General features: G+C 40.6%; 26 protein-coding genes. 15 read left to right on the top strand and 11 right to left on the bottom strand.

Translation table 11 applies throughout. The features are described from left to right. Positions 1 to 43 precede the first annotated feature (43 nt). The 9 genes from ABJF57_RS06470 to ABJF57_RS06430 all read left to right on the top strand — a co-directional run bounded on the left by ABJF57_RS06470 (position 44) and on the right by ABJF57_RS06430 (position 10,113). Positions 44 to 1,978 (top strand): hypothetical protein, encoded by a 1,935-nt coding sequence (locus ABJF57_RS06470; protein WP_462233532.1) that lies wholly within the window; start codon positions 44 to 46, stop codon positions 1,976 to 1,978. A gap of 318 nt (positions 1,979 to 2,296) precedes the next feature. After that, the gene (locus ABJF57_RS06465; RefSeq protein ID WP_462233530.1) at positions 2,297 to 2,713 is read left to right on the top strand and encodes a hypothetical protein; all 417 of its coding nucleotides are present in this window, start codon (positions 2,297 to 2,299) and stop codon (positions 2,711 to 2,713) included. Positions 2,714 to 2,854: 141 nt separating this feature from the next. Next, entirely contained in the window at positions 2,855 to 4,720 is a 1,866-nt protein-coding gene (locus ABJF57_RS06460; RefSeq protein WP_462233528.1) for a DNA topoisomerase IV subunit B, read from the top strand. Then, positions 4,720 to 5,220 (top strand): hypothetical protein, encoded by a 501-nt coding sequence (locus tag ABJF57_RS06455; RefSeq protein ID WP_462233527.1) that lies wholly within the window; start codon positions 4,720 to 4,722, stop codon positions 5,218 to 5,220. Before ABJF57_RS06460 ends, ABJF57_RS06455 begins: the two co-directional genes overlap by 1 nt. A 71-nt stretch (positions 5,221 to 5,291) precedes the next feature. Then, entirely contained in the window at positions 5,292 to 5,909 is a 618-nt protein-coding gene (locus ABJF57_RS06450) for a SatD family protein (protein ID WP_462233525.1), read from the top strand. Next, positions 5,902 to 6,219, top strand: a complete 318-nt coding sequence (locus ABJF57_RS06445; protein WP_462233524.1) for a hypothetical protein — start codon at positions 5,902 to 5,904, stop codon at positions 6,217 to 6,219. The genes ABJF57_RS06450 and ABJF57_RS06445 overlap by 8 nt, the downstream gene beginning before the upstream one ends. Next, the gene (locus ABJF57_RS06440) at positions 6,220 to 8,811 is read left to right on the top strand and encodes a DNA gyrase/topoisomerase IV subunit A (protein WP_462233522.1); all 2,592 of its coding nucleotides are present in this window, start codon (positions 6,220 to 6,222) and stop codon (positions 8,809 to 8,811) included. Continuing rightward, on the top strand, positions 8,811 to 9,473 hold the full coding sequence (locus ABJF57_RS06435; protein ID WP_462233521.1) for a TrmH family RNA methyltransferase: 663 nt from the start codon (positions 8,811 to 8,813) through the stop codon (positions 9,471 to 9,473). The genes ABJF57_RS06440 and ABJF57_RS06435 overlap by 1 nt, the downstream gene beginning before the upstream one ends. Next, positions 9,466 to 10,113 (top strand): SanA/YdcF family protein, encoded by a 648-nt coding sequence (locus ABJF57_RS06430; RefSeq protein ID WP_462233519.1) that lies wholly within the window; start codon positions 9,466 to 9,468, stop codon positions 10,111 to 10,113. Before ABJF57_RS06435 ends, ABJF57_RS06430 begins: the two co-directional genes overlap by 8 nt. Here the strand turns inward: ABJF57_RS06430 and ABJF57_RS06425 are convergent. Then, a complete protein-coding gene (locus ABJF57_RS06425; RefSeq protein WP_462233517.1) occupies positions 10,103 to 10,426 on the bottom strand; it encodes an Hpt domain-containing protein in 324 nt (107 codons plus the stop codon). The genes ABJF57_RS06430 and ABJF57_RS06425 overlap by 11 nt on opposite strands. A 130-nt stretch (positions 10,427 to 10,556) precedes the next feature. Between ABJF57_RS06425 and ABJF57_RS06420 the strand changes: the two genes are divergently transcribed. Continuing rightward, complete coding sequence (locus ABJF57_RS06420; RefSeq protein WP_462233515.1) at positions 10,557 to 11,018, top strand: hypothetical protein; 462 nt, start codon at positions 10,557 to 10,559, stop codon at positions 11,016 to 11,018. Here ABJF57_RS06420 and ABJF57_RS06415 read toward each other — a convergent pair whose 3' ends face one another. From ABJF57_RS06415 to ABJF57_RS06400, 4 genes are read right to left on the bottom strand one after another with little or no spacing between them, the layout of a single operon-like run. Beyond that, positions 11,019 to 12,041 carry a cytochrome-c peroxidase gene (locus ABJF57_RS06415; RefSeq protein WP_462233513.1) on the bottom strand — a complete coding sequence of 341 codons (1,023 nt, stop codon included), beginning with the start codon at positions 12,039 to 12,041 and terminating at the stop codon, positions 11,019 to 11,021. Continuing rightward, positions 11,956 to 12,684, bottom strand: coding sequence for an MbnP family protein (locus ABJF57_RS06410; protein ID WP_462233511.1), 729 nt, complete (start codon positions 12,682 to 12,684; stop codon positions 11,956 to 11,958). Before ABJF57_RS06410 ends, ABJF57_RS06415 begins: the two co-directional genes overlap by 86 nt. Then, positions 12,647 to 13,762, bottom strand: coding sequence for a cytochrome-c peroxidase (locus ABJF57_RS06405; RefSeq protein ID WP_462233509.1), 1,116 nt, complete (start codon positions 13,760 to 13,762; stop codon positions 12,647 to 12,649). The genes ABJF57_RS06410 and ABJF57_RS06405 overlap by 38 nt, the downstream gene beginning before the upstream one ends. Positions 13,763 to 13,817: 55 nt before the next feature. Beyond that, on the bottom strand, positions 13,818 to 15,197 hold the full coding sequence (locus ABJF57_RS06400) for a hypothetical protein (RefSeq protein ID WP_462233507.1): 1,380 nt from the start codon (positions 15,195 to 15,197) through the stop codon (positions 13,818 to 13,820). Between the two features lie 239 nt (positions 15,198 to 15,436). Between ABJF57_RS06400 and ABJF57_RS06395 the strand changes: the two genes are divergently transcribed. Then, a complete protein-coding gene (locus ABJF57_RS06395; RefSeq protein WP_462233506.1) occupies positions 15,437 to 15,982 on the top strand; it encodes a rhomboid family intramembrane serine protease in 546 nt (181 codons plus the stop codon). A gap of 34 nt (positions 15,983 to 16,016) precedes the next feature. After that, on the top strand, positions 16,017 to 17,066 hold the full coding sequence (locus ABJF57_RS06390) for a PA0069 family radical SAM protein (RefSeq protein ID WP_462233505.1): 1,050 nt from the start codon (positions 16,017 to 16,019) through the stop codon (positions 17,064 to 17,066). A gap of 68 nt (positions 17,067 to 17,134) precedes the next feature. Here ABJF57_RS06390 and ABJF57_RS06385 read toward each other — a convergent pair whose 3' ends face one another. The 3 genes from ABJF57_RS06385 to ABJF57_RS06375 form a co-directional block, all read right to left on the bottom strand. After that, entirely contained in the window at positions 17,135 to 17,491 is a 357-nt protein-coding gene (locus tag ABJF57_RS06385) for a DoxX family protein (RefSeq protein WP_462233503.1), read from the bottom strand. 87 nt (positions 17,492 to 17,578) lie between these two features. After that, positions 17,579 to 18,244, bottom strand: coding sequence for a hypothetical protein (locus ABJF57_RS06380; protein WP_462233501.1), 666 nt, complete (start codon positions 18,242 to 18,244; stop codon positions 17,579 to 17,581). Next, the gene (locus tag ABJF57_RS06375; protein ID WP_462233500.1) at positions 18,241 to 19,158 is read right to left on the bottom strand and encodes an AMP-binding protein; all 918 of its coding nucleotides are present in this window, start codon (positions 19,156 to 19,158) and stop codon (positions 18,241 to 18,243) included. Before ABJF57_RS06375 ends, ABJF57_RS06380 begins: the two co-directional genes overlap by 4 nt. A 101-nt stretch (positions 19,159 to 19,259) precedes the next feature. On the opposite strand from ABJF57_RS06375, the gene ABJF57_RS06370 reads away from it, so the two are divergent. From ABJF57_RS06370 to ABJF57_RS06360, 3 genes are read left to right on the top strand one after another with little or no spacing between them, the layout of a single operon-like run. Beyond that, entirely contained in the window at positions 19,260 to 19,817 is a 558-nt protein-coding gene (locus ABJF57_RS06370) for an RNA polymerase sigma-70 factor (RefSeq protein WP_462233498.1), read from the top strand. Then, positions 19,807 to 21,210, top strand: a complete 1,404-nt coding sequence (locus ABJF57_RS06365) for a carboxypeptidase-like regulatory domain-containing protein (protein ID WP_462233496.1) — start codon at positions 19,807 to 19,809, stop codon at positions 21,208 to 21,210. Before ABJF57_RS06370 ends, ABJF57_RS06365 begins: the two co-directional genes overlap by 11 nt. 57 nt (positions 21,211 to 21,267) lie before the next feature. After that, positions 21,268 to 22,191 (top strand): FecR family protein, encoded by a 924-nt coding sequence (locus tag ABJF57_RS06360; RefSeq protein ID WP_462233495.1) that lies wholly within the window; start codon positions 21,268 to 21,270, stop codon positions 22,189 to 22,191. 27 nt (positions 22,192 to 22,218) lie between these two features. On the opposite strand, the gene ABJF57_RS06355 is transcribed toward ABJF57_RS06360, so the two are convergent. Genes ABJF57_RS06355 through ABJF57_RS06345 form a run of 3 tightly spaced genes read right to left on the bottom strand, consistent with a single transcriptional unit; the run spans position 22,219 to position 24,918 of the window. After that, on the bottom strand, positions 22,219 to 23,067 hold the full coding sequence (locus ABJF57_RS06355) for a 1,4-dihydroxy-2-naphthoyl-CoA synthase (protein ID WP_462233493.1): 849 nt from the start codon (positions 23,065 to 23,067) through the stop codon (positions 22,219 to 22,221). After that, positions 23,048 to 24,688 (bottom strand): 2-succinyl-5-enolpyruvyl-6-hydroxy-3-cyclohexene-1-carboxylic-acid synthase, encoded by a 1,641-nt coding sequence (gene menD, locus ABJF57_RS06350; RefSeq protein WP_462233491.1) that lies wholly within the window; start codon positions 24,686 to 24,688, stop codon positions 23,048 to 23,050. The genes ABJF57_RS06355 and menD overlap by 20 nt, the downstream gene beginning before the upstream one ends. Continuing rightward, positions 24,688 to 24,918 carry a PLDc N-terminal domain-containing protein gene (locus ABJF57_RS06345; protein WP_462234848.1) on the bottom strand — a complete coding sequence of 77 codons (231 nt, stop codon included), beginning with the start codon at positions 24,916 to 24,918 and terminating at the stop codon, positions 24,688 to 24,690. The genes menD and ABJF57_RS06345 overlap by 1 nt, the downstream gene beginning before the upstream one ends. Between the last annotated feature and the right edge of the window lie 10 nt (positions 24,919 to 24,928).

The following is a 24,928-nucleotide window of genomic DNA, read 5'->3' as shown; positions in this document are numbered from 1 at the left end:
GCGAAAAATGTAGCTCGAACTTACTTTCTAAAAACTAGAGAGAATGAAAAATATAGCTCGAGCACTCATCCTCCTTCTGTTTATGGGATGTAATAAAGAAGATTCTAGGGTGCAGATAACAAATTCAGATGTCCAGTTTACTTTCAATGTGTCAGATGGTGTGGTCGGGAGAACGCTATCGAACTCAACTGAACCTAAAGAAGTCATCATTACCATTAAAGATGAAAACGGCTTAATTACACATTATAGAGAACATATCGAACTCCTAGACTTCAATGGAGCCTTGCTAAGTTCACCGCTAACATTGCCAGTCGGAAACTTCACACTGGAGGAGTTTTTTATCTTGAACGAAGAGAAAGAAATACTCTATGTAAGTCCACTCGAAGGGAGCGAAAAAGCCAGCCTTGTCAAAGAACCACTTGCAATTTCATTCGATGTATCAGAAGACAAAATTACCACAGTGAGTCCAGAGGTTATACATGCAGCAGGATCTCCTGAGAGCTATGGTTTCGCGCAGTTTGAATTTAAAGTTGTACGTGTAGAAGTGCTGACGATATCTGTGTTTAGTATCACTGGAGATGGTGGACTAAATCTTACCAATGCTCACCTTAAGATTGCAGGCTTTGATGAAGAAGGTGATGTCATTTGGGAGGAAAGTATTGAGTTGGAGTCTACAGCTAATCAAATTTGTGTAAGAGAATCCTACAGCTACGGGTTGATTATTTCAAAGGATGGTTTTAAAACCGAAGAGCTCCAAATAGCTGATGAAGATTCACGTAAACTGGAGGTTATATTGCAGGAGACATGTGAGGAACTTGATTTTAAAACAGTTTGGAGTAAGGAAATTTCACTAGAGGGAACGTCTGTATATACAGTGTCTGGGTATAAAATGCTAGATGATGGCATTCTCATTTCTCTTGGCCTTACCAATGCTAATTATACAAACGAATTGTTTCTCAAGGTGGACAGTGATGGAAATGAACTATGGAAATTTGACCCCCATAGGTTTTTCGGTCAGTCTGTAAAAAAGTATTTGGCAGTGAGCGATGGTGGTATTGTCATTATGGGATATGGGGTCAAAGGGAGTGACCCTGCACATCTCATGAAAATTGGTATAAACGGAGAGATACAGTGGGATTTGCCTATAGGTACCGGGCATAACATGAACGCCATTCAATCAGCCAGTGAGGATGAGTTTTGGTTTAGTGCAGATGGACCAAGTAGCCTTGTTGATGGACGACGAGATTTTAAAGTATTCAAAGCTGACCTGCATGGAAATACAGTGGAGATCCTTTCCATAGACAACAGTCTTTACAATGGTATTTATTTTCGATCAAGCACAGCTTCGGGTTTTTCAATTCTGGGAAATCGAAGATTGGGAAATAATGAATTTCAACGATATGTGATGAATTTTGATTTTGATGGAAACTTTATTGATGAGTATAAAGAAACAGTTATCAGTTTGAATCATATTCGGGCACGGCTAAATGATGGAACGTGGTTGACAGGGTCTTCAGAGCAAATGACGGATTGCGGCGAAGATGTTTCATGTACTTATAGCATAGTTAAAAGATTGACGGCTGATGTTCAATCAGAAATAGCTACAACCTATTTGGATGTACCATGTCCAGTTTATGATGAATTGTATAGCCTATTCACAGGAATCTTTCCCATGGAAAACGGGGGTGCATTGCTGAGTTATATAACATCAGATTATCCAATTGGTTATGAATTGGAATTCGGAGACGATATCGCGAAAAGGAGTCATGTAATTGCTGAATTTGATGCAACTTCAAATATGATTATCCAAAGAGATAAAATTCCAATTCAGAGTGGATGGGAAAAAGGTTATCATGGATATGCTTGGTATGTACTAAGTCTTGCAAAGGGGGCTATTGTTCCCGATCAGAATAATGGGTATTATAGATTATTTTCAACAGACGAATATGCACTTAGAATAGAGAAAATATCGTTTTAAAGTGAAGTCTAAAACTGTTATTCTAAAAACGAAAGCGCATTCGTTTCGGATGCGCTTTCGCTCTCTGAACCTTGAGACGATTAGGTGATTCAGATGTCACTGGAGGAAGTTGGCATAAATTAAGCTGATTGGAAGAATATTGATATCTAACCATCAGGGGTTTGCTTTCAATATGCCTGTTACTGTTCGCAAGTGATTGTAAAGCGCAATGGAATTCTTTGTTAGTTGATAAACTTCATAGCTACCTATCCGGTGAATTGCTTCTTTTTAGATGAAGATTATTCGTCCCATTAAATTATATATGACATTTTTGCAGCCATGGTCAAAGCGATAAAAGTCTTCAACGCTATTTCAGTTTTACTCTTTTCAGTTATTCTACTTTTGGTGTACGCATACTCGCCCATTATGGTAGACCTGAATATAGAGGGGGTGAAGGAAATTCATAAACAATCGTTCTTCTATTATGCCTTTGGAAGTTTTGTGATTGTGAACATCGTTTTGCGCATGGGAGTCACGCTCGGTTCTAGAAATTTAGCTGAAAATTTAGCTGCTTGGATTCGCGCCATCCTTTTCATTGTCAACTTCTATTTGGCATCCATGATTGGTTTGGTAGGGGTGATGAACAATACCAATCACATAGCTCCATCCAGCTACGGATATCTCAACTTTTTAGGTCCTGTATTTCTGGTTATTTGGGTTGGGGGACTGATTTTTTTCATTTTTAAAAAGAAGTAGAACTACCTCTATTTCAGATTCTTAATTTGTCTTATTTCAAGTAACACTGCCTCTGAGGGTTAGGTTGTTACGTGTAAGTGTTGGATTTTTATCATTACTTTGAATTAGAGATTATTAAATCACTTATAACTACTTTATTAGATGGCTGAAGCGATATATACCGAGGATAGCATCAAATCACTGGATTGGAAGGAGCATATTAGACTCAGGCCAGGGATGTACATCGGTAAGCTTGGGGACGGTAGCTCTCCGGATGATGGCATATACGTATTGGTGAAAGAGATCATTGATAATAGTATCGATGAACACATGATGGGACATGGCCGAACCATTGATGTGAAAGTAACAGACCACCGCGTGACTGTGCGGGATTATGGAAGAGGAATTCCACTTGGAAAAGTAGTTGACTGTGTGAGTAAAATTAATACGGGAGGCAAGTATGACTCGGGAGCTTTTCAAAAATCCGTAGGCCTAAACGGCGTAGGAACAAAGGCAGTAAACGCACTGTCCAATTACTTCAAAGTACAGAGTTACAGAGATGGAGAAACGAAAGTAGCTGAGTTTGAAAGAGGCGAGGTTACCACCGATTCCAAAGTTCAAAAAGCCGAAGGTAGAAATGGTACGCAGATCATCTTTGAGCCAGACGATACGGTCTTCAAAAATTATCACTTCATTCCGGAATATCTGGACAACCTGATGTGGAATTATGCCTACTTAAATGCAGGCTTGACCATTGTACTCAATGGTAAAAAATATCACTCTGAAAATGGACTGAAAGACCTGCTGACCAATAAGGCAGACATTGAAAATCTACGCTACCCAATCATCCATCTAAAAGGGGATGATATTGAAATTGCTATAACACATGCCAATCAGTATGGTGAAGAATATTACTCATTCGTCAATGGGCAGTACACGACACAGGGAGGAACGCATTTAGCAGCTTTTCGTGAAGCAATTGTGAAGACTGTGCGTGAATTTTATGGAAAGAATTTTGACGCCGCAGATGTGCGGTCAGCGATCATTGGAGCCATAGCGGTCAGAGTACAAGAGCCTGTATTTGAAAGTCAGACCAAAACAAAACTGGGATCGCAAAACGTTGGGCCGGAAGGCCCCACAATGCGGACATTCGTCAATGACTTTGTGAAAAAGGAGCTTGACAATTTCCTACATAGGGATTCAGCTACAGCCGATGCACTTTTGAAGCGTATCCAGCAGTCTGAGCGTGAGCGTAAGGAGATTGCGGGCATTAAGAAGCTGGCGAACGAAAGAGCCAAGAAAGCTAATCTGCACAATAAGAAGCTAAGAGATTGCCGTATTCATTTCAATGACAAGAAAGGAGATGAAGCCATCAAAGATGAAACCATGGTTTTCATTACGGAAGGAGACTCAGCAAGTGGATCCATTACCAAATCAAGAAGTGTACAGACGCAGGCCGTATTTTCATTGCGTGGTAAACCGTTTAACTGTTTTGGGCATACCAAGAAGGTAGTTTACGAAAATGAAGAGTTTAACTTACTGCAGCACGCGCTAAACATTGAAGACGGGCTGGAAGGGTTACGCTATCGGAAAATTGTAATTGCAACAGATGCCGATGTGGATGGCATGCATATTCGATTACTCTTATTGACCTATTTCTTACAATTCTTCCCTGAGTTGGTTCGAAACAATCACATTTTCATTTTGGAAACTCCTTTATTTCGTGTTCGGAATAAGAAAGAAACGATTTACTGCTATTCTGAAGAGGAGCGGAGGAATGCCATAGCCAAGCTGGGCAGTAAGCCAGAAATAACTCGATTCAAGGGATTAGGAGAGATCAGCCCAGGTGAGTTCGCTGAGTTTATTGGAGACAACATCCGCCTCGATCCTGTTATTCTTCAGAAAGACACCAGTATCCAGGATTTGCTGACATTCTATATGGGTAAAAATACACCTGACCGTCAGCAATTCATCATTGACAAGCTTCGCGTAGAGAAGGATTTAGTGGAGGAAGTGGAAGCGGCCTGATGGAACGATCGAAATCCCTATCCATCAATTCTGTGAAGAGGTATAAGTTCTTTTTAATGGGGTCACTCTCCATCATGTTTTTGGCATATATGACCCTTTACCTGATAGATGGAGATCTGTATGGAGTTGTAATGGTTGTAGTCTATCTAGCTCTCATGATTTTCTACTGGTACCCCAACATTGGAAAGTTCCTTAAGAAAATAAAAGAAGTTTCCTATGATAAGGAAAACCTATATGTGCAAGAGGGGACGTATGAGATACAGATACCATTCCACGAAGTAAAGGACATTGAAATTGTTAGTTTGGATGGCTTATACAAGTTTAAACTTTATCAAAGTGATCAATTTGGAGACGAGGTGATCTGCAAACCTTCACTTTGGTACCCGCTGAATTATAAGAAAGTAGACGCCGAACTCAACCGCATACGTGGCTTGGTCAGAAAAGCGCATCATGAGTATACCGACAAAATAGGCTTTGATCGAAGTTTACCGAGTAATTAATTGTAATAATTATGCAAAAAATGATTTTTTGTAAAAAAAACGCAATAAATTGAGTTTTGTAAAATTGACGAATGAATAGGTTCATACTAATGGCGGATATCGTGAGCAGTCACGAAAAGGACAGTAAGGCATTGATGTCGGACTTTCAGGCGTTGGTAAAGTGGACCAATATGATATATGGTGACTCCATTGAGTCTCCACTGACCATCACCTTGGGAGATGAATTTCAAGGAATCGTGTCATCCGCATCCAGAGGAATAGATATCATTCTGGCGATGGAGGAATACATTCTTGAAGAAGAGTTCGATTTTAAGCTGCGATATGTCTTGAATGAAGGTGAGGTAGAAACGCCGATCAATGAGGACAAAGCGTACGAGATGTTAGGTCCTGGTCTGACGGATGCACGAAAGATGCTGAACGAGATGAAGAAGGAGAACGGGCGCTTTTTGATTTCAATAGCGGCGAGTGATCAAATCAATAAGATGATGAAGATCACGCAGCATTTCATTGATGGGTGGCATCCGAAAGATAGAAGCACGGTTTCTGGATTTTTGCAAGGGCATGATTATAAAGCACTAGCGAAGATTCAGCAAAAGGATGATTCATCGCTTTGGCGAAGAAGAAAGAGTCTGGCCATAGATGAGTATTTATTGTGTAAAGAACTAATTCACGAACTGATAGATGGATAAGCACCTTTACTATAGTGCCATCTATGTGGTGGGAGAATTGGTAGCGATGGGAATTTTTTTCCTTGTTACCAAAATGTTTAAGAAATCGCTGACACTGAGTAGCGTTTTGAGGGGAGCACTGGAAAGGGGCTTTTTGTACATCATTCTATTGGTGAATCTACCTCAAGGCATGGCTTTTTTTGGCGCATTAAAAATAGCAACACGTCTGAAGGACGATGATAAAATTTCAAATGACTATTTCCTTACGGGAAATCTAGTCTCAGTTTTAATTGTCATTGGGTATTACCTAATGAGTCAATATTGTTTTTAAATGGGAGAAGAACACGAAAAAGAGGACGAAATACGAGACGTCATTCCGATATCCGGAATGTATGAGAATTGGTTTCTGGATTATGCATCATATGTAATTCTGGAACGAGCCGTTCCTGCAATCAATGATGGATTGAAGCCAGTGCAGCGCCGGATACTGCACGCCATGAAAGAGATGGATGATGGTCGTTACAACAAAGTGGCCAACATCATTGGAAGCGCCATGCAATATCACCCACATGGAGATGCATCCATTGGAGATGCCATTGTGAACCTCGGACAAAAAGATCTGCTGATAGATACGCAAGGTAACTGGGGAGACGTCCGAACTGGCGACTCAGCAGCGGCAGCTAGATACATTGAAGCTCGCCTGTCCAAATTTGCGCTTGAAGTCATCTTCAATCCACAAACGACCAATTGGCAACTTTCCTACGATGGCAGAAAGAAAGAACCAGTAACATTCCCCGTAAAGTTTCCTTTGCTATTGGCACAAGGAGTAGAGGGAATTGCCGTAGGACTCTCCACCAAGATGTTGCCTCACAACTTCTGCGAAATTCTTGATGGATGTATTGCCACGTTGAAGGGCAAAAAAGTTCAACTTTATCCGGATTTCCTTACAGGTGGCAAAATCGATGTTACGGATTACAACGATGGGAAACGTGGCGGAAAAGTACGCGTGAGAGCTACCATAGAAGAGCGAGATAAGTCGACATTGGTAATCAAAGACATACCGTATGGAACGACGACCACTTCATTAATTGAATCCATCGTCAAAGCCAACGATAAAGGAAAAATCAAGATCAAGCAGGTAGTAGACAATACAGCCAAAGACATTGAGGTTTTGGTCAGCCTGGCATCAGGAACATCTCCTGATATCACCATGGATGCGCTGTATGCATTTACCGACTGTGAGGTATCTATTTCTCCAAACGCCTGCGTGATTGTAGCTGATAAGCCCATGTTTTTGGGCATATCTGAGATTCTGAAGCAGTCCGTAGATCAAACCGTAGATCTGCTGCGCCAGGAGCTGGAAATAGAGAAAGCAGAGCTGAAAGAAAAGATCTTCTTTAGTAACCTGCTTAAAATCTTCATCAATGAAGGGATGTATAAGCATCCTGATTATGAGAACTCTGGAGACCTTCAGAAATGCTATGAGGTCTTGAATACATTGTTTACTCCATTTTTCGATATGTTCTATCGAGAGATAACCAATGAAGACTATAAACGACTCATAGATAAGCCATTGAGCAGCATTACACGCTTTGATACAAGCAAGGTTGATGCACTAATGCAAGACTTGACCGATCAAATAGCGAAAGTAGATCATAGCCTGGATAACCTGACAGATTATGCAATTGCTTACTATCAAAACCTGTTGGAGAAGTATGGAAAAGGAAGGGAGCGTAAAACAGAGATCACAAACTTCGACACCATCAATGTAACCGTAGTTGCAGCCAACAATGCCAAGCTATATGTTAACAGACAGGATGGATTTGTCGGCTATGGGTTGAAGAAAGATGAATTTGTGAGCGACTGTTCTGACATTGATGACATCATCGCGTTTACGAGAGATGGTAAATGCGTTGTTACCAAGATTCAGGACAAAACATTTGTAGGTAAAGACATCTTGCATGTGGGTGTGTTCAAGAAGAATGATGAACGCATGGTTTACAACATGGCGTATGTGGATGCCAAGTCAGGAAATTCCTATGTGAAGCGTTTTCAGGTGCTTTCTGTAACAAGAGATCGGGCGTATGAATTGACTAAAGGAGGCAAAGGGAAGGTGCATTACTTCACTGCAAATCCAAATGGAGAAGCAGAACTTGTAACCGTTTCTCTAACGCAAGCAAGCAAAGCACGTAAGAAAATTTTTGATTTCGATTTCTCTGAGATTGAAATCAAAGGTCGTGGTGCTGGTGGCAATATCCTGACCAAACACCCGGTAAGAAAAGTGGTGCTGAAAGAAGAAGGTAAATCAACACTTGGAGGTGTGGATATATGGTATGATCCAACGGTCGGTCGATTGAACCGGGAAGAGCGCGGTGATTCGCTTGGAAACTTTATGTCAGAAGATCAAATAGTGGCCTTTTATAAAGATGGTAGCTACGAGACAACTTCTTTTGAGCTGACCAACCATTACGACTTCAACAATGTAATGGGTATTTACAAATTAGATCAGGATGCTTCGTTCAATGCAATACACTATGACGGGGATTCGAAGAATTACTTTGTAAAGCGTTTCATTATCGAAACGAATACACCGAACAAGAAATTTCCATTTGTAACCGAAACACGCAGTTCTAAGCTTATTTTCATCTCTAAGGGGATAGAAACGGATGTTGAAGTAACGTATAAAGAAGGCAGGAAGCACGAGAAGAAGAAGCTTGACCTGATGAGCTTGATCGATATAAAAGGATGGAAAGCCATTGGCAACAAGCTTCCTGTTCAGCAGGTAATATCTGTTGATTTGATCAAAGACGAAAAACCCAAAGAAGAACCCAAAGTTGACCTTGAAGCAATCAAGAGCACCATTCAATCGGAAGTTGAAGAAGAGGAGAACCAATTGGGGCTTTTTGGTGAGAAAAAAGAGTGATGAATGCCAACGCCATAATTGAAGTGCTGGAGGAGTTTGTTTCTGAAAATAAACAAGCCCACATCGAACGGGTTCTTCAGCTTCGAACCAGGCATTTAACCTTAGTTTTTGAGGATATCGATAAACCGCACAATGTAAGTGCGGTACTTCGAACGGCAGAATGCATGGGCATTCAGGATTTACATTTCATCAAGAATAAGAATAGCTATGAAGTCAATCCGATCATAACTCAGGGAGCAGCCAAATGGGTGAACATGCATCATCATGATCAGGCGGAAGACAATGTGGCGGAGTGTTTTGACTCACTAAGGAAGGATGGCTATCAAATATATGCGACTTCTTTGGAAGAGACATCAAGGTCCATCTATGACATAGATCCTAATCAGAAAACAGCCATTGTTTTTGGTACTGAATCGGATGGGATTACTCCCGAAGTGGGGGGGAAGGCCGACGGCTTTGTTCATATTCCAATGAATGGATTCACGGAAAGTTTCAACTTGTCGGTCAGTGCGGCTATTTGCATAACCGTATTAAAGTCTCGCCTCGGCCAATGGCCAGAACTTTCCAAGAAGGAAAAATTGGATTTACGTGCTCAATGGTACCGAAAGATTGTACGCGAAGCAGACCTCATTTTGAAGGCGAAAGGAGTGGCATATGAGTAGGGTGAAGAAGTTGATAAGAATAATTATTGGGTTGGGCATCAGTTTGTTTCTTTTCGTTTTGGGTTCAAATATCTGGGTAGTCCAGTCCACTAAGAGCTATATCTATGATGCTTCGGACGTTCCCGATAATGCAGTGGCATTGGTACTCGGAACGAGCAAAAAAACGACAGAAGGTAAGCCCAATCGATTTTTTGTAGAACGTATGAATACTGCAGCAACACTCCATTCGCTGGATAAGGTGAAGCATATACTTGTGAGTGGTGACAACCGGACTAAGTATTACAATGAACCACGCGATATGCTACAAGCCTTGGGTGATCTCAACATTCCTGAAGAAGACATATCATTAGACTTTGCTGGCCTGAGGACGCTAGACTCGGTGGTGAGATGCAATGAAGTATTTGGCCAAAATGAGGTGACAATAGTCACACAAGAATTCCATTGCTATCGGTCTTTATTCATTGCCAGGTATTTTGGAATGGAAGCGATTGCCGTCTCAGCTGATGATGGCGGTCCAATTGGCAATATGCTTGCGTTGCGAGAAGTTCTGGCAAGAACCGTTGCAGTCCTTGATCTTTATATTTTGCAGCGTAAGCCTAAATACCTGGGTGAAAAAATTAAGCTGCCGATTAAAGGTTAGCCCAATCTTTCAACTGCTTTACGGCATCTTCACATTGTGCATGTATGGCTGCAAGGGAGTCGCTGGTTGCTTTTTCAGGATTATGTTGTATTTCCTCAAGCGTCTCAGCGCACGAAAGCTGTATCATTTTGGCAGAAGGTTTTAGTTGATGAGCCGACTTGGCAAGGTTGTCCATATCGTTTGCCGCCAGTTCATTCTCCATCTTTTCAGTTAAAGATTTGTAGGTCGTTTCAAAGGTTTCAATGAATTCTGCTTTGAAGTCCTCATCATCTTCACTTAATACTTCCAGGTAGGTAAAATCGATTTTTTCCATAATTCGCTTAATCCGAATGTTAAAAGTAATAGCATCTAGGTAAAAAACATACCAAAATTTAGGTATGATGTCAGCTTTTCCGCGGAAATAATTTCGTATTTTCGAGCCGAAAATTTGAAATCCCAAAGGAATGATCCCAGAATTTGAACCATTAAGAGAAGACGAAATCCAAGTATTGCTTCAAGCTCCTGTATATGTAGCTATTTTGATTGCCGGAGCAGACGGTAAAATTGACAAATCTGAGCGTAAAGAAGCGATTGAAGTAGCCAGAAGTAAGCAAAGCAGATCAAGAGAGCAACTACATGAGTTTTATAAGTTGGTAGGTGAGCAGTTTGAAGATCACTTCAATAAACTAATTGATCAACTTCCATCAGGAACTGACGAGAGAATCTCCGCCATCACTACAGAACTGAGAAAGTTGAACTTCATCTTACCAAAGATTGATAAGAACTTTGCTGTGAAGTACCATGCAAGTTTGAAAGATTTAGCTAAGAAGATAGCAGAAGCATCAGGAGGTGTTTTAGGATACCTCTCTGTTAGTTATGAAGAATCAAAGTTGATGGAGCTTAAGATGATTAAAGAGATAGGCTGATTACTCGAGCACTGTAGAGTCGGTTAGACTATATAGAAATTTTATGATGACTGATTTTTCGAAATCAGTCATTTTTTTTTGTTTCTCCGCCTCATTTAATTGGACAGGGTGATTATCCAAGACCATACTTAGGCTAGGGTACCTTCCATCGTGCATGTAAGGTGAGGTGAAAATCAGATTTCTAAGTGTAGGTGTTTTGAACTTTCCAATATCCATGGTGTCTTGAGAAATATTAAATCGCCCAAGCGCTTTATCACCAAGTTTGAACTCACCCTTGATTGAGAAAGTGAGGGAAGATTCCCTGTGAAATTTGTTGTCAAAAAATAGCGGAGGAATGTGACACCGATTACATGACCTTTTCTGGAAATAAAACCATCCCATTTGTTCACCTTGAAGTAATGCGATATCTCCATTTAGATATGCGTCAAAACGTGAGTTAGAAGATTGAAGTGTTTCTATGTATCTGGCTATACTCTTCAAAAGCATTGAGGTAACCAATGTGTCGGTGTTAAATGCTGACTCAAATTTTGAATGATAACTTGAATCGCTCGTTAAGTACTCGAGAAGAGATGACATGTCATTGGCCATCTCATCAGGATGCGTCAAAGGATTGAAAACCGTAGATGCCAGATCAGAACTTCCACCATCAAAAAAGAAGAATTGACTTTGATCAAGATTAAGAAGCGTGGGGGTATTGATCCCCAATGATTTTCCTGTAACACCTAAAGTTGTGGTTTTGAGGCCATCGGTAAATGACTTGGATGGCTGATGGCACGTTGCACATGAAACCTCTTGATTGGCTGATAGCATTGGGTCGAAGAAAAGCTTCTTCCCCAATTCAATGGCAGCTTGTTCATTTGCTATGGGATATTCCCGATTGATCGCGTGTTCTTCCTTATATGAACAACATGAGCAAAGGAAGAGGAGCACAATTGACCTATTCCATTTGAATAAATCCATCGCTGTAGTTATCTGCCACCTTTCTTGCATCAGCTTTTGAGAAAGTGATGTTTGATAGTTCATTGAAATCAATTTGATGTTGACTATCGAATAGGGAATTCACATTCAACCTGAAGGAGTAAGAAGGACTTTTCTCTTTGATTTCATATTCCAGCCTTCTTGTATTTTCATCAAAACCAATGTGGTACACCAGTCCAATTGTCTCGTTAGATTCGCTTGGGAAATAATTACCTTCTAACAGTAGAAATTTGTATCCGACATTCCAGTTCCAAACCATATCATTGGTGGGGTCAAGATCACCTACATGATCAATGGACTTGTTAGACACTTCATCTACCCCAATCATAAATGAAAGACGATTGTAGTTATCAACTGGAACATTTGGAATGTCTACCTGTAGGCTTGGCTCAGAGAAATCCAGTAAATGATAACTATTTGGAACTAGGTAGTCTTCTCCATCGACATTTGTGAGTATGAGGTTGCTGATGTATAGCTTAAAGCGTTCAATTCTAAATGTACCCGAGCCTACTGGAGCTTCAAAAATTTCACCCGTATGAAACCGCTGATTTCCAATCGCCGCATCAAAATTTAGTGTCAACGCCTGTTGATGATTATTTTCACTAGAATCGCAGGAGCAGAGAGATGCAAAAAGAATAAGAACTATTGCATCAATCTTGATTTTCAAATGGATCGGAGAAATCCTCATTTTGTATGAATTTTTGATCTGTTAAAGTTTTTAAAAAGGCAATGACGGCTGCTATTTCTTGGTCGGTTAAGCCAAGCTTAACTTCATCATGAATGCCTTCAATATTGGTCGCGTTTCTTATCAAAGGATCCAGAGTTTTGCTTTCCTTGACTCCTTCATTGTAGTGACTGAGTACCTCTTCCAGTGTTTCGAAACGACCGTCGTGCATGTAGGGGGATGTCAATGCTATATTCCTAAGCGTTGGAACCTTCATCTTGCCTTTATCCGATTCGCTCTTTGTCACCTTCATCAATCCATCTTTCAAATTGTTTGGGTTGTCCAGTCCATTGTTTCTGAAGCCATCAAATCCTGAAGGAAATCCATCAGTTAGTATGTTTCTGTGACAGTCGAAACAGTTGGCTCCCCGAACTCCGGATTTAGTGTCGGGATGTGTGAAAAATAAATTCAAGCCATGCAATTCTTGCTCAGTAAACCCTTTGCCACTGGTGAGAAATACGTCGTATCTAGAATCTTGGGAGATCAGCGTCCTCTGAAATTGAGCTAGCGCTTTGGCTATGTGTTCTTTGTCAAGGTTGTGAGTGCCAAAAGTGTTAAAGAATAGTGCTCGATATTCGCTACTTGCTCTCAACCTTTGTACTGCCTCTTCGATGGGCAATCCCATTTCGGCAGGGTTTTCAATTGGCTGCAGTGCTTGATCCTCCAAGCTTATTGCACGACCATCCCAAAAGAAACGATTGCTCCAAAGCAAATTAGCGATTGACATACTGTTTCTAGGAATCTGCGAGCCATTGATTCCCAGCGCCAGCTTCTTCCCATCTGTAAAGGCAAGATTTTGTTGATGACAACTGGCGCATGATATCGACTGATCTTTTGATAAAAGCTTATCATAAAACAATCTACGGCCAAGTTGCACACCTTCTTCTGTCAGAGGATTGTCTTCAGGAATATCATAAAAGCCAAAATTAAAGGGAGTGTTTAGTTCATAAGGTGTGGCCACAATAGTATCCTCTTCTTTACAAAAAGTGAGTAGCAAGACTCCTATGAGCAGAATGTATGGATGTCTGAAAGCTTTAGGCATTGTGATTTGTCAAGAAAAAGCAGACGACCCTTAGTCGCCTGCTCGAATTCAATGTTTAATGGTGATGCGGATAGGCGTCTTCGTCTAAGCCACCCACAAACTCGATTCCATATCCATGCTTTGCTTGGATGTTCACTGTTTTAATCTGTTCTCCTGTAGCTCTGTTAAAGGCCGTTACTTCGTGCGATCCGAGAGAGATGTCAAGAGGGAACGGAGTATTGAATGCTTCTTGACCTAGATTCAGTAGATTTTGTTGAACAATCAAAACAGGTACAGTTTCTCCTGTTTCAGGATTCGTTACATCATAAAATGCGAGATGATGTGCACATGTCTTCGTATCAAATTCTACACTTGTTTTTACCAACTCACCAGTATTGGCGAGAGTAGCCAGATCGAATGTAATGACTTTTTGCGCATAGGTGACGTATAGCTTTGCTTTTCCGTCAGCTTCATCGGAATCATTTGTTGCATAAAATTCCAGTCCGAAATATCCCCAGCTATCGCTTGCTCCTGGTGAAAATTTTGATGTGAACTCTCCAAACTTTCCATCCGTATCATTCCAATCCGCAACCCTGATATCTCCTGCAAGCATATTCATCACTAAGGCCTTCTCGTTACCCTCAAACGCTGGATGTATACTTCCTCTCAAGATGAGAGATTCGACAGGTGAGACTCCAAAGCCTGCAATTGGACCTGCTGGGATTGTACCTAGATCATAACTCTCAATGGTTGATCCTGTAGCCAAATCAACCAGACGGGCAAATTGTCCAATATTCTCAGCTATAACAGCCGGAGATCCGCTGATGGCAATGTCTTCATGAATCACTTCAGTAACTAAAGCAGTTGTAGAGTTGTCCAGCATTGAAATTCCATGCGTGTATTTGTGACCATCTTTGATGACTCGGACCACTGCATCTGTATTTGCATTGTATACAACAATGCCTCCGCCGTTCGATTCTGAATCATCTCCAGCCAGTGAAGTCACGGCAAAACGATCTTGACCGTTTTCTTTGAACCAGAAGATGTCTTCTCCAACCCGCATACCTTCATCAGCCAGGGGAGTCTCCAGGTGATGAACCACTGGAGTGCCATCAGTAACTTGAACATGAACCCTTCTGGCCATGTCATCAGCGAGTGAAACATATATCTGACCATTTACCGGGCTGATGTACGCATGATGACCAAGCTGGCCTTCTTTCTGATTGATAATTGCTCCGAAATCTTCTGAATACGGATTGAAATCCATGACAGCATATGGATGAGTATCTGTAGTTGCTGTTGTGCCATCTTCATTTATATCTCTCAGCAATGCAAACATGTAGCCATCAATGTTTTTTACAACAGCACTATTGTCATCGCTTCCGCAACTTGTTAAAAATGCGCCTACTACAAAGCAGACTGCTAATAATTTTGAGAATGTTTTTTTTCCTTTCATCGTTTGTTTTAATTATTTGATAATTTCCCATCCCATCACAGGACTGAATGCTATGACTTTGTGGTGCTGGGCAAAGCACACCATAGTTTTGATTTCTTAATGAAAAATGCAGGTGTACAAAAGGTTATCTTTTGATAATGTTAATGAAGTGTCTAAATAGGAGAAATCAATTATTGTCACTAATGGTGTCCGTTTTACAATCAAATTTTTATCAGATGATATTTGCTTAATTTCCCCTTATGCACAAGTCAGGAATTGTACCACCGCTCAGGCTCTGCTTCTTCATGTGGCTTGTGTTCACCATTGAATTTTATTTAGAGGTGGATTTGGGATACCTGGGTATCTACCCAAGATCTCTTACGGGTTTGATTGGCGTGGTGATGGCACCTTTACTCCATGGAAATTTTAATCACCTCATGTCCAATACAATTCCGCTTTTGGTACTGGGTGGGAGCCTGTTCTTTTTCTTCCCCAAGATTGCATTGCGCGTATTCCTACAGGCTTATTTCTTTACGAATGCTTTGGTTTGGTTTTTTGGCAGACCATTTTACCACATTGGAGCCAGTGGGCTGATTTATGCGCTTGCTTCATTTCTTGTTTTTTATGGTTTATTCAAACGTAATTTTAAATCGGTCATTATCAGCGCCATCGTCATCTTCTCCTACGGAAGCATGGCCACTGGCTTGTTCTCGCTGGATGAACGTATAAGCTGGGAGTCTCATTTGATGGGCGCGATAGTGGGTTTAGTTTCTGCCTATACTTTTTCAAGAATCAGAAGATCATGAAATGAATTACTAAAAATATTAGTAATTTTATTGAATGGATTATTTAAAAGGAAAAGGTGCTCAAATCAATGTTGCGAACAAGTTTTCAGAGCAAAGGATAGAGGCCATTGATTATGATGGGCTAGATGAAGAATTTCTTTTGGATAAGCCAGCCATTGAGCTTTTTAAGGAAACGCCAAAGAGGATAATCTCGACCAATTCAAGCCCGGATATTGGTATGTCCGCTTCTATCAATCCTTATCAAGGCTGTGAGCATGGGTGTGTGTATTGTTATGCGAGAAATTCGCACGAGTACTGGGGATTTAGTGCCGGACTGGATTTTGAGACTAAGTTGATTGTGAAACCAGATGCACCCAAGCTTCTGGAGGCCGAATTTCTTAAATCATCATATAAGCCACGTACCATTATGCTGAGTGGCAATACAGATTGCTATCAGCCAATAGAGCGAAAATTTGAGCTTACAAGAAAACTATTGACTGTTTTTAATAAGTATAAAAATCCAGTTGGAATTATTACTAAAAATGCATTGGTGACACGGGATGTTGATATACTTAAAGAGTTAGCGGATAGTAATCTGGTTCATGTCATATTTTCGATTACTTCACTCGATGAAAAGCTGCGACAAAAGCTAGAACCCAGAACAGCAAGCGCAACCAAAAAACTGCGGGCAATGGAAAAGCTGGCAAAAGAAGGCATACCTGTAGGCGTAATGAATGCTCCACTTATTCCAGGTCTCAATCACCACGAAATTCCGATGATACTCAAAAGCTCAGCGGACGCTGGTGCGAGCTTTGCAAGCTATACGGTTGTGAGACTCAATGGGCAGGTAGCTACAATTTTTAAGGATTGGTTAAGTAAGAACTTTCCGGACAGGGCAGATAAGGTTTGGAGTCAGATTAAAAATCTACATGGTGGAAACGTAAATGATACGGAATATGACAGACGCATTAAGGGCGAAGGCAAAATATCTGAAATAATTAGAAAGCTCTTCGAGGTAAGCAAGCGTAAATATTTTGGTGATCACGTTTTTGAACCACTGAGCACCGCTCATTTTAGAAAAGGGGGGAGTTATAGTTTGTTTTAAAAAAACCCTGATGAAATACATCAGGGTCTCTCTTCATACTTACACTAGAATCTAGGGCAAGGTTTTTCTTAATCTGAAAGGTGAGCACTCATAAACCATGCACCGCCCGCAAGGGCTAAATCTTTCAAAAACATGGACGAACTTATTGGATCTTGACTCAAAAAACCAGATAAATGAATTAATACTGCAAACAACGCTAGCATAAGTCCCAGAAGTTGTGCTGCCAACTTTGCTTTCTTACCAATAATTATGGCTACAGCTGCTAAAATAAGAGCCAGTCCTGTGAGATAAACAAAAAATATAGGGGCGGGTAAAAAATCAGGTACCATGCCTGTCATATCATTGGCGCCCATCATGTGAAAAATACCAAACATTGCCATGGGTCCGGCATACATGAGTTTTCCAATAAATCCTAAGCTTTTCATACGGTTGGGTTAAAGGTTGAAATAGATGTTAATCTCTTTCAAGATACATTTTTCACCTCTAAATAGCAAGTACCAATGGGGCTATACTTAGCTGATTAGTGCGTCAATTAGCCGATTAATTTCTTGAGAAACGCGACCTTTTTTTAATTCATACCACAATCCGTCACCTAGGTTTATGCTATTTTTCTTAAGCCCTTTCGCAGGCTTTTGAGTTTCATAATCGATGCTATAGATGACATTGAGAAGCTCTCTTCCGACTTCCCAATTTCTACTACGTGTGTCATTCAATTCAATCATCCGTTCTGAAAACCTCCATTTGATCCGATGAACCGTTCCTTCAATACAAGACTCTAGGTAGAGAGGGGATTCCAGTTTGCTCTTTTCTAAAATGGCCTGCATCAGTTCATGAAAAATTACCTCGGCTTTTTTGATGTCCGTTGGGAATCCTTTCGACTCGCCATTTGATTCAATATGAAGATAAGTGGCTTCATTTGGTTCATCATCATATGAGTACTGCTCAAATGAATCAATGTCTTCCTTCCATGCATTGCTTATTTCTCCTTTCCAGGAAAAGTCATCGGCCCGTGTGAATCCTTCAGACTTGAGTTCATCGTCAGAGACACTCTCACGCCCAAGATATTCAAGGTCAAATTGGGCATAAGCATTTTCCTGAGACATTTCAATTTGCAGTACGGCGGCATATGCATACGGAGGAGGAAGTAGTTGATTTTGATATGAAATAGTTGTTTTCATAAGGTGTTTTTGAAATGTTCTTGCGTCTTCAGACGATCGAGTTTGCCTGAAGATGTTTTGAAAATCTGCTGGTTGAAGTAGCATGCTTTAGGAGCTTGATATTTTTCTAATTCTCCGAAATCAATCGCCTCTTCTTGACCACTAGACAGTAGAATGACTTTACTCCCCAGTTGCCCATCTGGAAGGGAACTAATCATGATATCGCCCTTGACTTTGTCTGATAATTGCTGCTCGACTTTCTCAGGATGTATTTTCAATCCGCCGGAGTTAATCACGAAATCCATGCGTCCGATCCATTTAAAAGAATTATTGGAGATAATCGAGACTAAATCGTTGGTTTTTAGCCATTTATTATCTGTTATTGAGCCATTTATCATCAGGCCGCCTTCATCGCCAATAGCAACTTTTGTATCTCCCGTGGTTGTAAATAACTCTTCACCAATGGGACGTAGGGCGATATGAGATACGGTTTCCGTCATTCCAAATGTCGAGTAGATTTTAGCCGTGGTTTTGACCTTCCTGACTTCAATGGGAGCTCCTCCGATAAGGACTGTTCGGAAACAATTTAAATCCGTAGGACTCAGTTTGTTAAACTGCATGGGAACGAACGATACAAGATCAAAAGCCTCACCTCCTAATTCGTCCATTGGACTTGCCGAGGGTGCTACTATGGTTAAATCATGCTCGAAGATCAAGCTCCGGTATACGACCATTGCTCCACCAATATGTGCTGCGCTAATGCACAGGAGTGAGGTTTTTATTTGATTTTCAGGATCGATGGACGAAAGGGTCGCTTTCGCGCTTGAAACAATTTTACTTCTGCTAATCTTAATTTTCTTGGGTGTCCCGGTCGAACCAGAAGTTTGATGTGTAAAATATTGTTCTGAGCTATGCCAGCGCCTAATTATATTCAACACAAACTTTTCATGTTCGTTATATCTTTTCGTCGGAAGATTTTCTTTTAGAATTTCTTCTAACTTTAGGACGAAATTTTTAGATTTTATAATCACTGCGCTTGGAAAACGAAGAGGAAATTGTACAACGGTTAATACACAAAGATAAGCGGGCTTTCGAACTGGTATTTAACCAATACTACAATATCATGGTTATGTATGCTACTCGCTTCATGGATACACGCGAAGAGGCCGAAGAGGTAGCCCAGGAAGTCTTTGTGAAATTTTGGGAAAAATGCGACACACTTTCAGAGGATTCGTCCATTAAAAGCTACCTCTATCGATCAGTACACAACTCCTGCCTCAATTCCATAAAACATGAGAAGGTAAAAGATGGATACAAACAACACGTGATTCATGTGATGGAGTCTTCTTATCAGAATGAGTTTAACGAAGAAGATCCGAATGGATTAAAAAATAGAATCAGCGACGAAATTGACAAATTGCCACCAAGATGTGCTGAGATTTTTAAGCTAAGTCGATTTGAAGGTTTGAAATATCAGGAAATAGCCGATCACCTCGGGATATCTGTCAAAACAGTGGAAGTGCAGATGGGAAAGGCGCTTAAAGTCCTACGGGAAAGCCTTAAAGACCTTAAAAACCTCAGAGATGCGAGCTAGCATAGTAGTAGTTCTATCTTTGGTCTTAAGCTATGGTTTTTCTCAAAATCGCAAGAATGACCTGGTCACAGGTTCATTTTCAAATGCTCCCCTGGAATTGATTTTTGATAGCCTGAGTGCCCAGACCAATTATTTTTTCAGCTACAATTCAGATTTATTGCCCAAAGGAAGTCTCTATTCAATTTCAGCTGAAAACACTCCAATAGATCAATTCTTAGCTCGATTACTCCTGGGAACGGGCCTTCAATACTCATTCTTTAAAGATCAAATCATTCTCAATTATAAGCCAGTCGAGAGGGTTGTTAAAAAGAAGAATTTGTTTTCGATCTCAGGTACTGTTTACAATGAAGATGGAGAGGCACTGAATAATGTCAATGTTTTCTTGGATGGAACTACCATAGGAGTGTCCAGTGACATAGATGGAAATTATAAATTGGAGTCCATTCCTCCAGGCTTTTACGATATTGTTTTCTCACATGTAGGATACAAAAATGCCATTTATCAAATCTCTGAAAATAGCGGCGGTGCGCGAATACAAAGTCATCAAATGGAGCTTGATTTAGGTCAGCTAGAAGAAGTCGAGGTTATTTCTAATCGAATCGATCGTAGGGGAACTGGCTGGCAACAGTATTATACCGTTTTCAATGAGGAATTATTGGGCATATCGCAGCATGCTAAAAAATGTGTCATAGAGAACCCTGAAGCACTAAATTTTTCGTACGATGAAGACAGTAAATCGCTGCGCGCTTTTTCGCAGTATCCGCTTCAAATAAGAAATGATGCACTAGGTTATCGAGTGAGCTACTTCCTGGAGTCCTTTAAAAAAGATGAGTCAGATTTAAGATTTCGAGGCAATATTCGATTTAGAAACCTCAAGCCTTTAAGCAGAAGTGAAAAGCGCGAGTGGCAAAAAAACAGAAGGATTAGCTACTATGGGTCATTCAATCATTTCAAGAGGTCATTGCTTAATGGAGAATTGAAAAAAGAAGGTTTTAGAATCTTCGAAGTTAAGAACCTGGAAAATTTTAAAATAAAGAAAGAAAACGAGCTCGAAGCATCTGATATTATTGTATTTAAAGGGGATCACTACAGGCTCGATTTCAAAAACTTTCTGGCGATTGAGTATCGAAAGGAAAAGGAAAGCATGGATTTTCTATTGAATAGCGAGTCAGTAGGGATCATTTACTCAAACTTACTCACATCTGATGGCCATTTGAGGAAGGAACCCGGAAGGCAAATCTCAATTATTAAATTACTTAAGAGCTCTGTCAGGCTTGATTTATCCGGCGAAGTTTTGGATAGATTTGGACTCACTACCTATGGATATTGGGCGTGGGAGAGAACCGCCGATCTTGTTCCTGTTAATTACGATCCTAAAATTGATAATTTATAAAAAAAATATAGGGGGGAGATAGCTGTAAGTTGTTAAGAACCAGACGATAAGAAGAAAATGGAAGAAGTACTAGCAAAATATTTTTCTGGCAATGCAAGTGATGACGAAATATCCTTGGTTGAAAGCTGGAGATCAGAATCTAAATCTAATGCAGAAGTGTTTTTAGACACTAAATCTGCATGGTTGATGTCTGAGCCTCAAACACCGGCTCCATCAGAAATATTGAATACAATTTTGAATAAGCCTGAAGGAAAGAATGTGCCTTTTATTTTACAAAATTGGGTGAAGTATGCAAGTGCAGCGGTGTTGGTTTTGGCAATTTCCTTATTGTTTATTCTTAATCAGAATTCAGTCGATTCGGGTTACGTGAATAAAGAGCTATCGGATGGGAGCATTGTCGCTCTTCACGGAAACTCTACCTTGGAGGTCATATCATTGAGCGAATCCAAAAGAGAAGTGAGAGTAGAGGGTAAAGCTTACTTTGACATTGAACGAGACGAATCAAGACCTTTCATCATACATACCAATAATGCAAAGGTTCAGGTTTTAGGAACCTCTTTCGTGGTTGACGCCTATGGTTCAAAAACTGAAGTATGTGTTGAGTCCGGCCTTGTGGAGCTGTCCAAGGGCCTTACTGGAACTGAAGTAGTTTCCGTAAAACTTGCTAAGGGTGAGATGGGATTGATTACGGACTCAAATAAAGGAATAATCAAAAAGAACAACGAAAACCTGAACTACCTCGCTTGGAAAACCAAATTGATTACGTTTAACGAGTCAAGCATGGATGAGGTGAAAAAGGTGATCGAGGATGTTTACGGAATCGAAGTGACATTTGAAAACCCAGCGTTCAAAGAGTGTAGGCTTACGGCAAAATTCAACAAGAAAAAAGCAAAAGATGCCCTCGAGATTATTGCTCGAACATTCGATATCGAGTATGAATATTCAAACGGAAAAGCAATATTGAAAGGAAAGGGGTGCTAGTGACACCCCATTTTACTTTTCATCTCCTCAAGGAATCCACTTGATATCGCTGAAGTTTGGTTTTCTTTTCTCCAAGAAAGCGTTTCTCCCTTCTTTTGCTTCATCTGTCATGTAGGCCAATCTGGTAGCCTCACCTGCAAAGACTTGCTGTCCTACCATTCCATCATCGGTCAGGTTAAAGGCAAATTTTAGCATTTTGATGGAAGTTGGGGACTTAGCCAAAATTTCCTGTGCCCATTGAAAAGCTTCACTTTCAAGTTTGTCATGCGGTATTACGGCATTCACCATTCCCATTTCGAAAGCTTCCTTAGCAGAATAGTTACGCCCTAGAAAGAATATTTCTCGTGCACGTTTTTGCCCCACCATTTTTGCCAGATATGCGGAACCATAACCACCATCAAAGCTTGTGACGTCAGCATCAGTTTGCTTAAAAATGGCGTGTTCCTCACTGGCAAGTGTAAGATCACAAACCGTATGTAGACTATGCCCTCCGCCTACAGCCCATCCAGGTACCACGGCAATCACTACCTTAGGCATGAAACGAATCAGTCGCTGAACTTCAAGAATGTTTAATCGTGGCATCCCATCATCATCCACATACCCTTGATGTCCGCGTGCATTTTGATCACCACCGCTACAAAATGCCCAGCCGCCATCCTTTTGAGAAGGGCCCTCACCACTGAGCAGAACCACTCCGATATTCACGTCTTCTCTGGCATCATGAAATGCTTTGTATAGTTCGCCCACCGTTTTGGGTCTAAATGCATTTCTTACTTCAGGTCTATTAAATGCTATGCGCGCTACTTTGCCGCACTTTTTATACGTGATATCTTCAAACCCTTCGGCGGAAATCCATTCAATCTTTGATTCGCTCATTTATGTATTTTTTTAAATCTTTATAGACGCGTTGGTTAGTTTCAGGATTGCTGAAAACCTCTAAAACTTTTGCTGAACTTGCTGGCAAAAAAAATGTCGACAAATCATTTTCCAGGTTGCTAAAATCTTCTGACCTGAAATACAGCAAACTGTTCTCAGCACAAATATATTCAGCCGTTCTATTATGTCTTGTTTCAAAGTACTCTTCAAGCTCGGGCAGCTTCGAAGGACCAGGTATTAACCTGAAAATGCCACCCCCTTGGTTGTTCAATACAATGACTCTAAGGTTTGGTGTATGGTAATTGTGAAAGAAGGCATTGCGATCGTAGAGAAAGGCTAAATCTCCAGTAATAAGAATGTTCAACTTGTCAGAAATCAGCGAACTACCTACGGCTGTAGATGTACAACCATCTATGCCACTTGTACCTCTGTTGCTGAAACACTCAACAGCTTCCCCCACACCAAACATATCCGCATAACGAACAGGCATCGAATTGCTTAAATGAAGATTTGAATTTTTTGGAACCACATCCAATATCATCTTTGCTACCCCTGTTTCCGAAAATTCACTTTGACTCTGGAATTCTGCCAATGCATGTTTTGTTTTTTGTTCGTAAGATTTCCATGCATCAATAAACCCTGAATCTAGATTGGTAAATTCATGGTTCTTCAGAAAGTGATCCACAGAACTCCTTATTACCTCAGGACTGGTTGCAAACGTATCAACCGGTACACCGGCTGGATCAAAATGCAGATGTTTTTGTGGTTTGTTTGCTCTTAAGAACAGCTTCAGCTTTTTAGAAAGGACGGATAAGCCACTGGTAATCAGTAGGTCTGGCCTTAAGTCCTGTTGTTCATCGATGAATAGATCTACATGATCAATCCCCTTAGATAGGTTGTTGAGTGGAAACTTCACAATTGGAATGCTTGAGAATTTTTTTAGCACTTCTTCCAATTGTTGATCGTTAGGATTTTGGCCGATAAGGATTAAAACTTTACGGTATTCCTTTAAGTCAATCGCAACTTCTTCATGCTCAATGGATGCCGATTCCACTTTTGTAAGGGCTAGTTTTTTATAAGTAAAAGAGCTGTTTTCTTCAGGATAGAATGGCTCAGCAAAAGGTATGTTCACATGAACAGGTCCAGCGGGCAACAATAAACTCTCGTTCAATGCTTCTACCAACAAATTGGAATAGAGGGTTGAGTTTTGTTCTGAATCAATGATTGGAAGTTGGATGGACTTCTTTACATGATTGCTCAGCGCTCCAAATTGACGAATGGTTTGTCCGTCTCGCTGATCAATGAGCTCAGGTGGTCTATCTGCTGACAGCACAATGAGCGGAATCTCTCGGTAGTATGCTTCAGCAATGGCAGGTGCGTAGTTAAGCAGTGCGGTACCACTTGTGCAGCAGAGTACCACTGGAGACTTACTTTCCTGAGCAATTCCCAAAGCAACAAATCCTGCTGATCGCTCATCAGGAATGATCCATTTTTGAATTTCTTGGTGTCGGGCAAACGAAATAGTAAGTGGTGCATTCCTTGAGCCAGGGGACATCACGGCATGTTTTACTCCGAGCTGACTGCAAATTTGTGCTGTATTAAAAACGGTAGGGTGAAGCACTAATTCTTATTGAAATCAGGGTTGAATTTTGACCTAAATTCCTTCCGACTATTTTTCATGCGTCTTTTTCCAATTTGGAAAAACAAAATTGAACCAAGAACCGGAAAGAGTATAATGAGTAGTAACCATGATCCAGGACTTTCATGGCTGTTTTTACTTAACCTAAAAATATCAATCAAAGCCCAAATCCATAGCACAACGGCTAGCCAAAAGAAGCCTCCTAAAATCATTCCCACCTGA

This window comes from Ekhidna sp., assembly GCF_039940915.1.
Lineage (GTDB): Bacteria > Bacteroidota > Bacteroidia > Cytophagales > Cyclobacteriaceae > Ekhidna.
Note: the sequence above shows the minus strand (reverse complement) of the source record. Positions and strands in the feature narration are given on the sequence as shown.

What these genes read in the sequence shown, in the direction of transcription:
- ABJF57_RS06470 (WP_462233532.1), top strand. Translation starts at nt 44, where the DNA reads ATGAAAAATATAGCTCGAGCACTCATCCTCCTTCTGTTTATGGGATGT.
- ABJF57_RS06465 (WP_462233530.1), top strand. Translation starts at nt 2,297, where the DNA reads ATGGTCAAAGCGATAAAAGTCTTCAACGCTATTTCAGTTTTACTCTTT.
- ABJF57_RS06460 (WP_462233528.1), top strand. Translation starts at nt 2,855, where the DNA reads ATGGCTGAAGCGATATATACCGAGGATAGCATCAAATCACTGGATTGG.
- ABJF57_RS06455 (WP_462233527.1), top strand. Translation starts at nt 4,720, where the DNA reads ATGGAACGATCGAAATCCCTATCCATCAATTCTGTGAAGAGGTATAAG.
- ABJF57_RS06450 (WP_462233525.1), top strand. Translation starts at nt 5,292, where the DNA reads ATGAATAGGTTCATACTAATGGCGGATATCGTGAGCAGTCACGAAAAG.
- ABJF57_RS06445 (WP_462233524.1), top strand. Translation starts at nt 5,902, where the DNA reads ATGGATAAGCACCTTTACTATAGTGCCATCTATGTGGTGGGAGAATTG.
- ABJF57_RS06440 (WP_462233522.1), top strand. Translation starts at nt 6,220, where the DNA reads ATGGGAGAAGAACACGAAAAAGAGGACGAAATACGAGACGTCATTCCG.
- ABJF57_RS06435 (WP_462233521.1), top strand. Translation starts at nt 8,811, where the DNA reads ATGAATGCCAACGCCATAATTGAAGTGCTGGAGGAGTTTGTTTCTGAA.
- ABJF57_RS06430 (WP_462233519.1), top strand. Translation starts at nt 9,466, where the DNA reads ATGAGTAGGGTGAAGAAGTTGATAAGAATAATTATTGGGTTGGGCATC.
- ABJF57_RS06425 (WP_462233517.1), bottom strand. Translation starts at nt 10,426, where the DNA reads ATGGAAAAAATCGATTTTACCTACCTGGAAGTATTAAGTGAAGATGAT.
- ABJF57_RS06420 (WP_462233515.1), top strand. Translation starts at nt 10,557, where the DNA reads ATGATCCCAGAATTTGAACCATTAAGAGAAGACGAAATCCAAGTATTG.
- ABJF57_RS06415 (WP_462233513.1), bottom strand. Translation starts at nt 12,041, where the DNA reads ATGAACTATCAAACATCACTTTCTCAAAAGCTGATGCAAGAAAGGTGG.
- ABJF57_RS06410 (WP_462233511.1), bottom strand. Translation starts at nt 12,684, where the DNA reads ATGAGGATTTCTCCGATCCATTTGAAAATCAAGATTGATGCAATAGTT.
- ABJF57_RS06405 (WP_462233509.1), bottom strand. Translation starts at nt 13,762, where the DNA reads ATGCCTAAAGCTTTCAGACATCCATACATTCTGCTCATAGGAGTCTTG.
- ABJF57_RS06400 (WP_462233507.1), bottom strand. Translation starts at nt 15,197, where the DNA reads ATGAAAGGAAAAAAAACATTCTCAAAATTATTAGCAGTCTGCTTTGTA.
- ABJF57_RS06395 (WP_462233506.1), top strand. Translation starts at nt 15,437, where the DNA reads ATGCACAAGTCAGGAATTGTACCACCGCTCAGGCTCTGCTTCTTCATG.
- ABJF57_RS06390 (WP_462233505.1), top strand. Translation starts at nt 16,017, where the DNA reads ATGGATTATTTAAAAGGAAAAGGTGCTCAAATCAATGTTGCGAACAAG.
- ABJF57_RS06385 (WP_462233503.1), bottom strand. Translation starts at nt 17,491, where the DNA reads ATGAAAAGCTTAGGATTTATTGGAAAACTCATGTATGCCGGACCCATG.
- ABJF57_RS06380 (WP_462233501.1), bottom strand. Translation starts at nt 18,244, where the DNA reads ATGAAAACAACTATTTCATATCAAAATCAACTACTTCCTCCTCCGTAT.
- ABJF57_RS06365 (WP_462233496.1), top strand. Translation starts at nt 19,807, where the DNA reads ATGCGAGCTAGCATAGTAGTAGTTCTATCTTTGGTCTTAAGCTATGGT.
- ABJF57_RS06360 (WP_462233495.1), top strand. Translation starts at nt 21,268, where the DNA reads ATGGAAGAAGTACTAGCAAAATATTTTTCTGGCAATGCAAGTGATGAC.
- ABJF57_RS06355 (WP_462233493.1), bottom strand. Translation starts at nt 23,067, where the DNA reads ATGAGCGAATCAAAGATTGAATGGATTTCCGCCGAAGGGTTTGAAGAT.
- ABJF57_RS06345 (WP_462234848.1), bottom strand. Translation starts at nt 24,918, where the DNA reads ATGATTTTAGGAGGCTTCTTTTGGCTAGCCGTTGTGCTATGGATTTGG.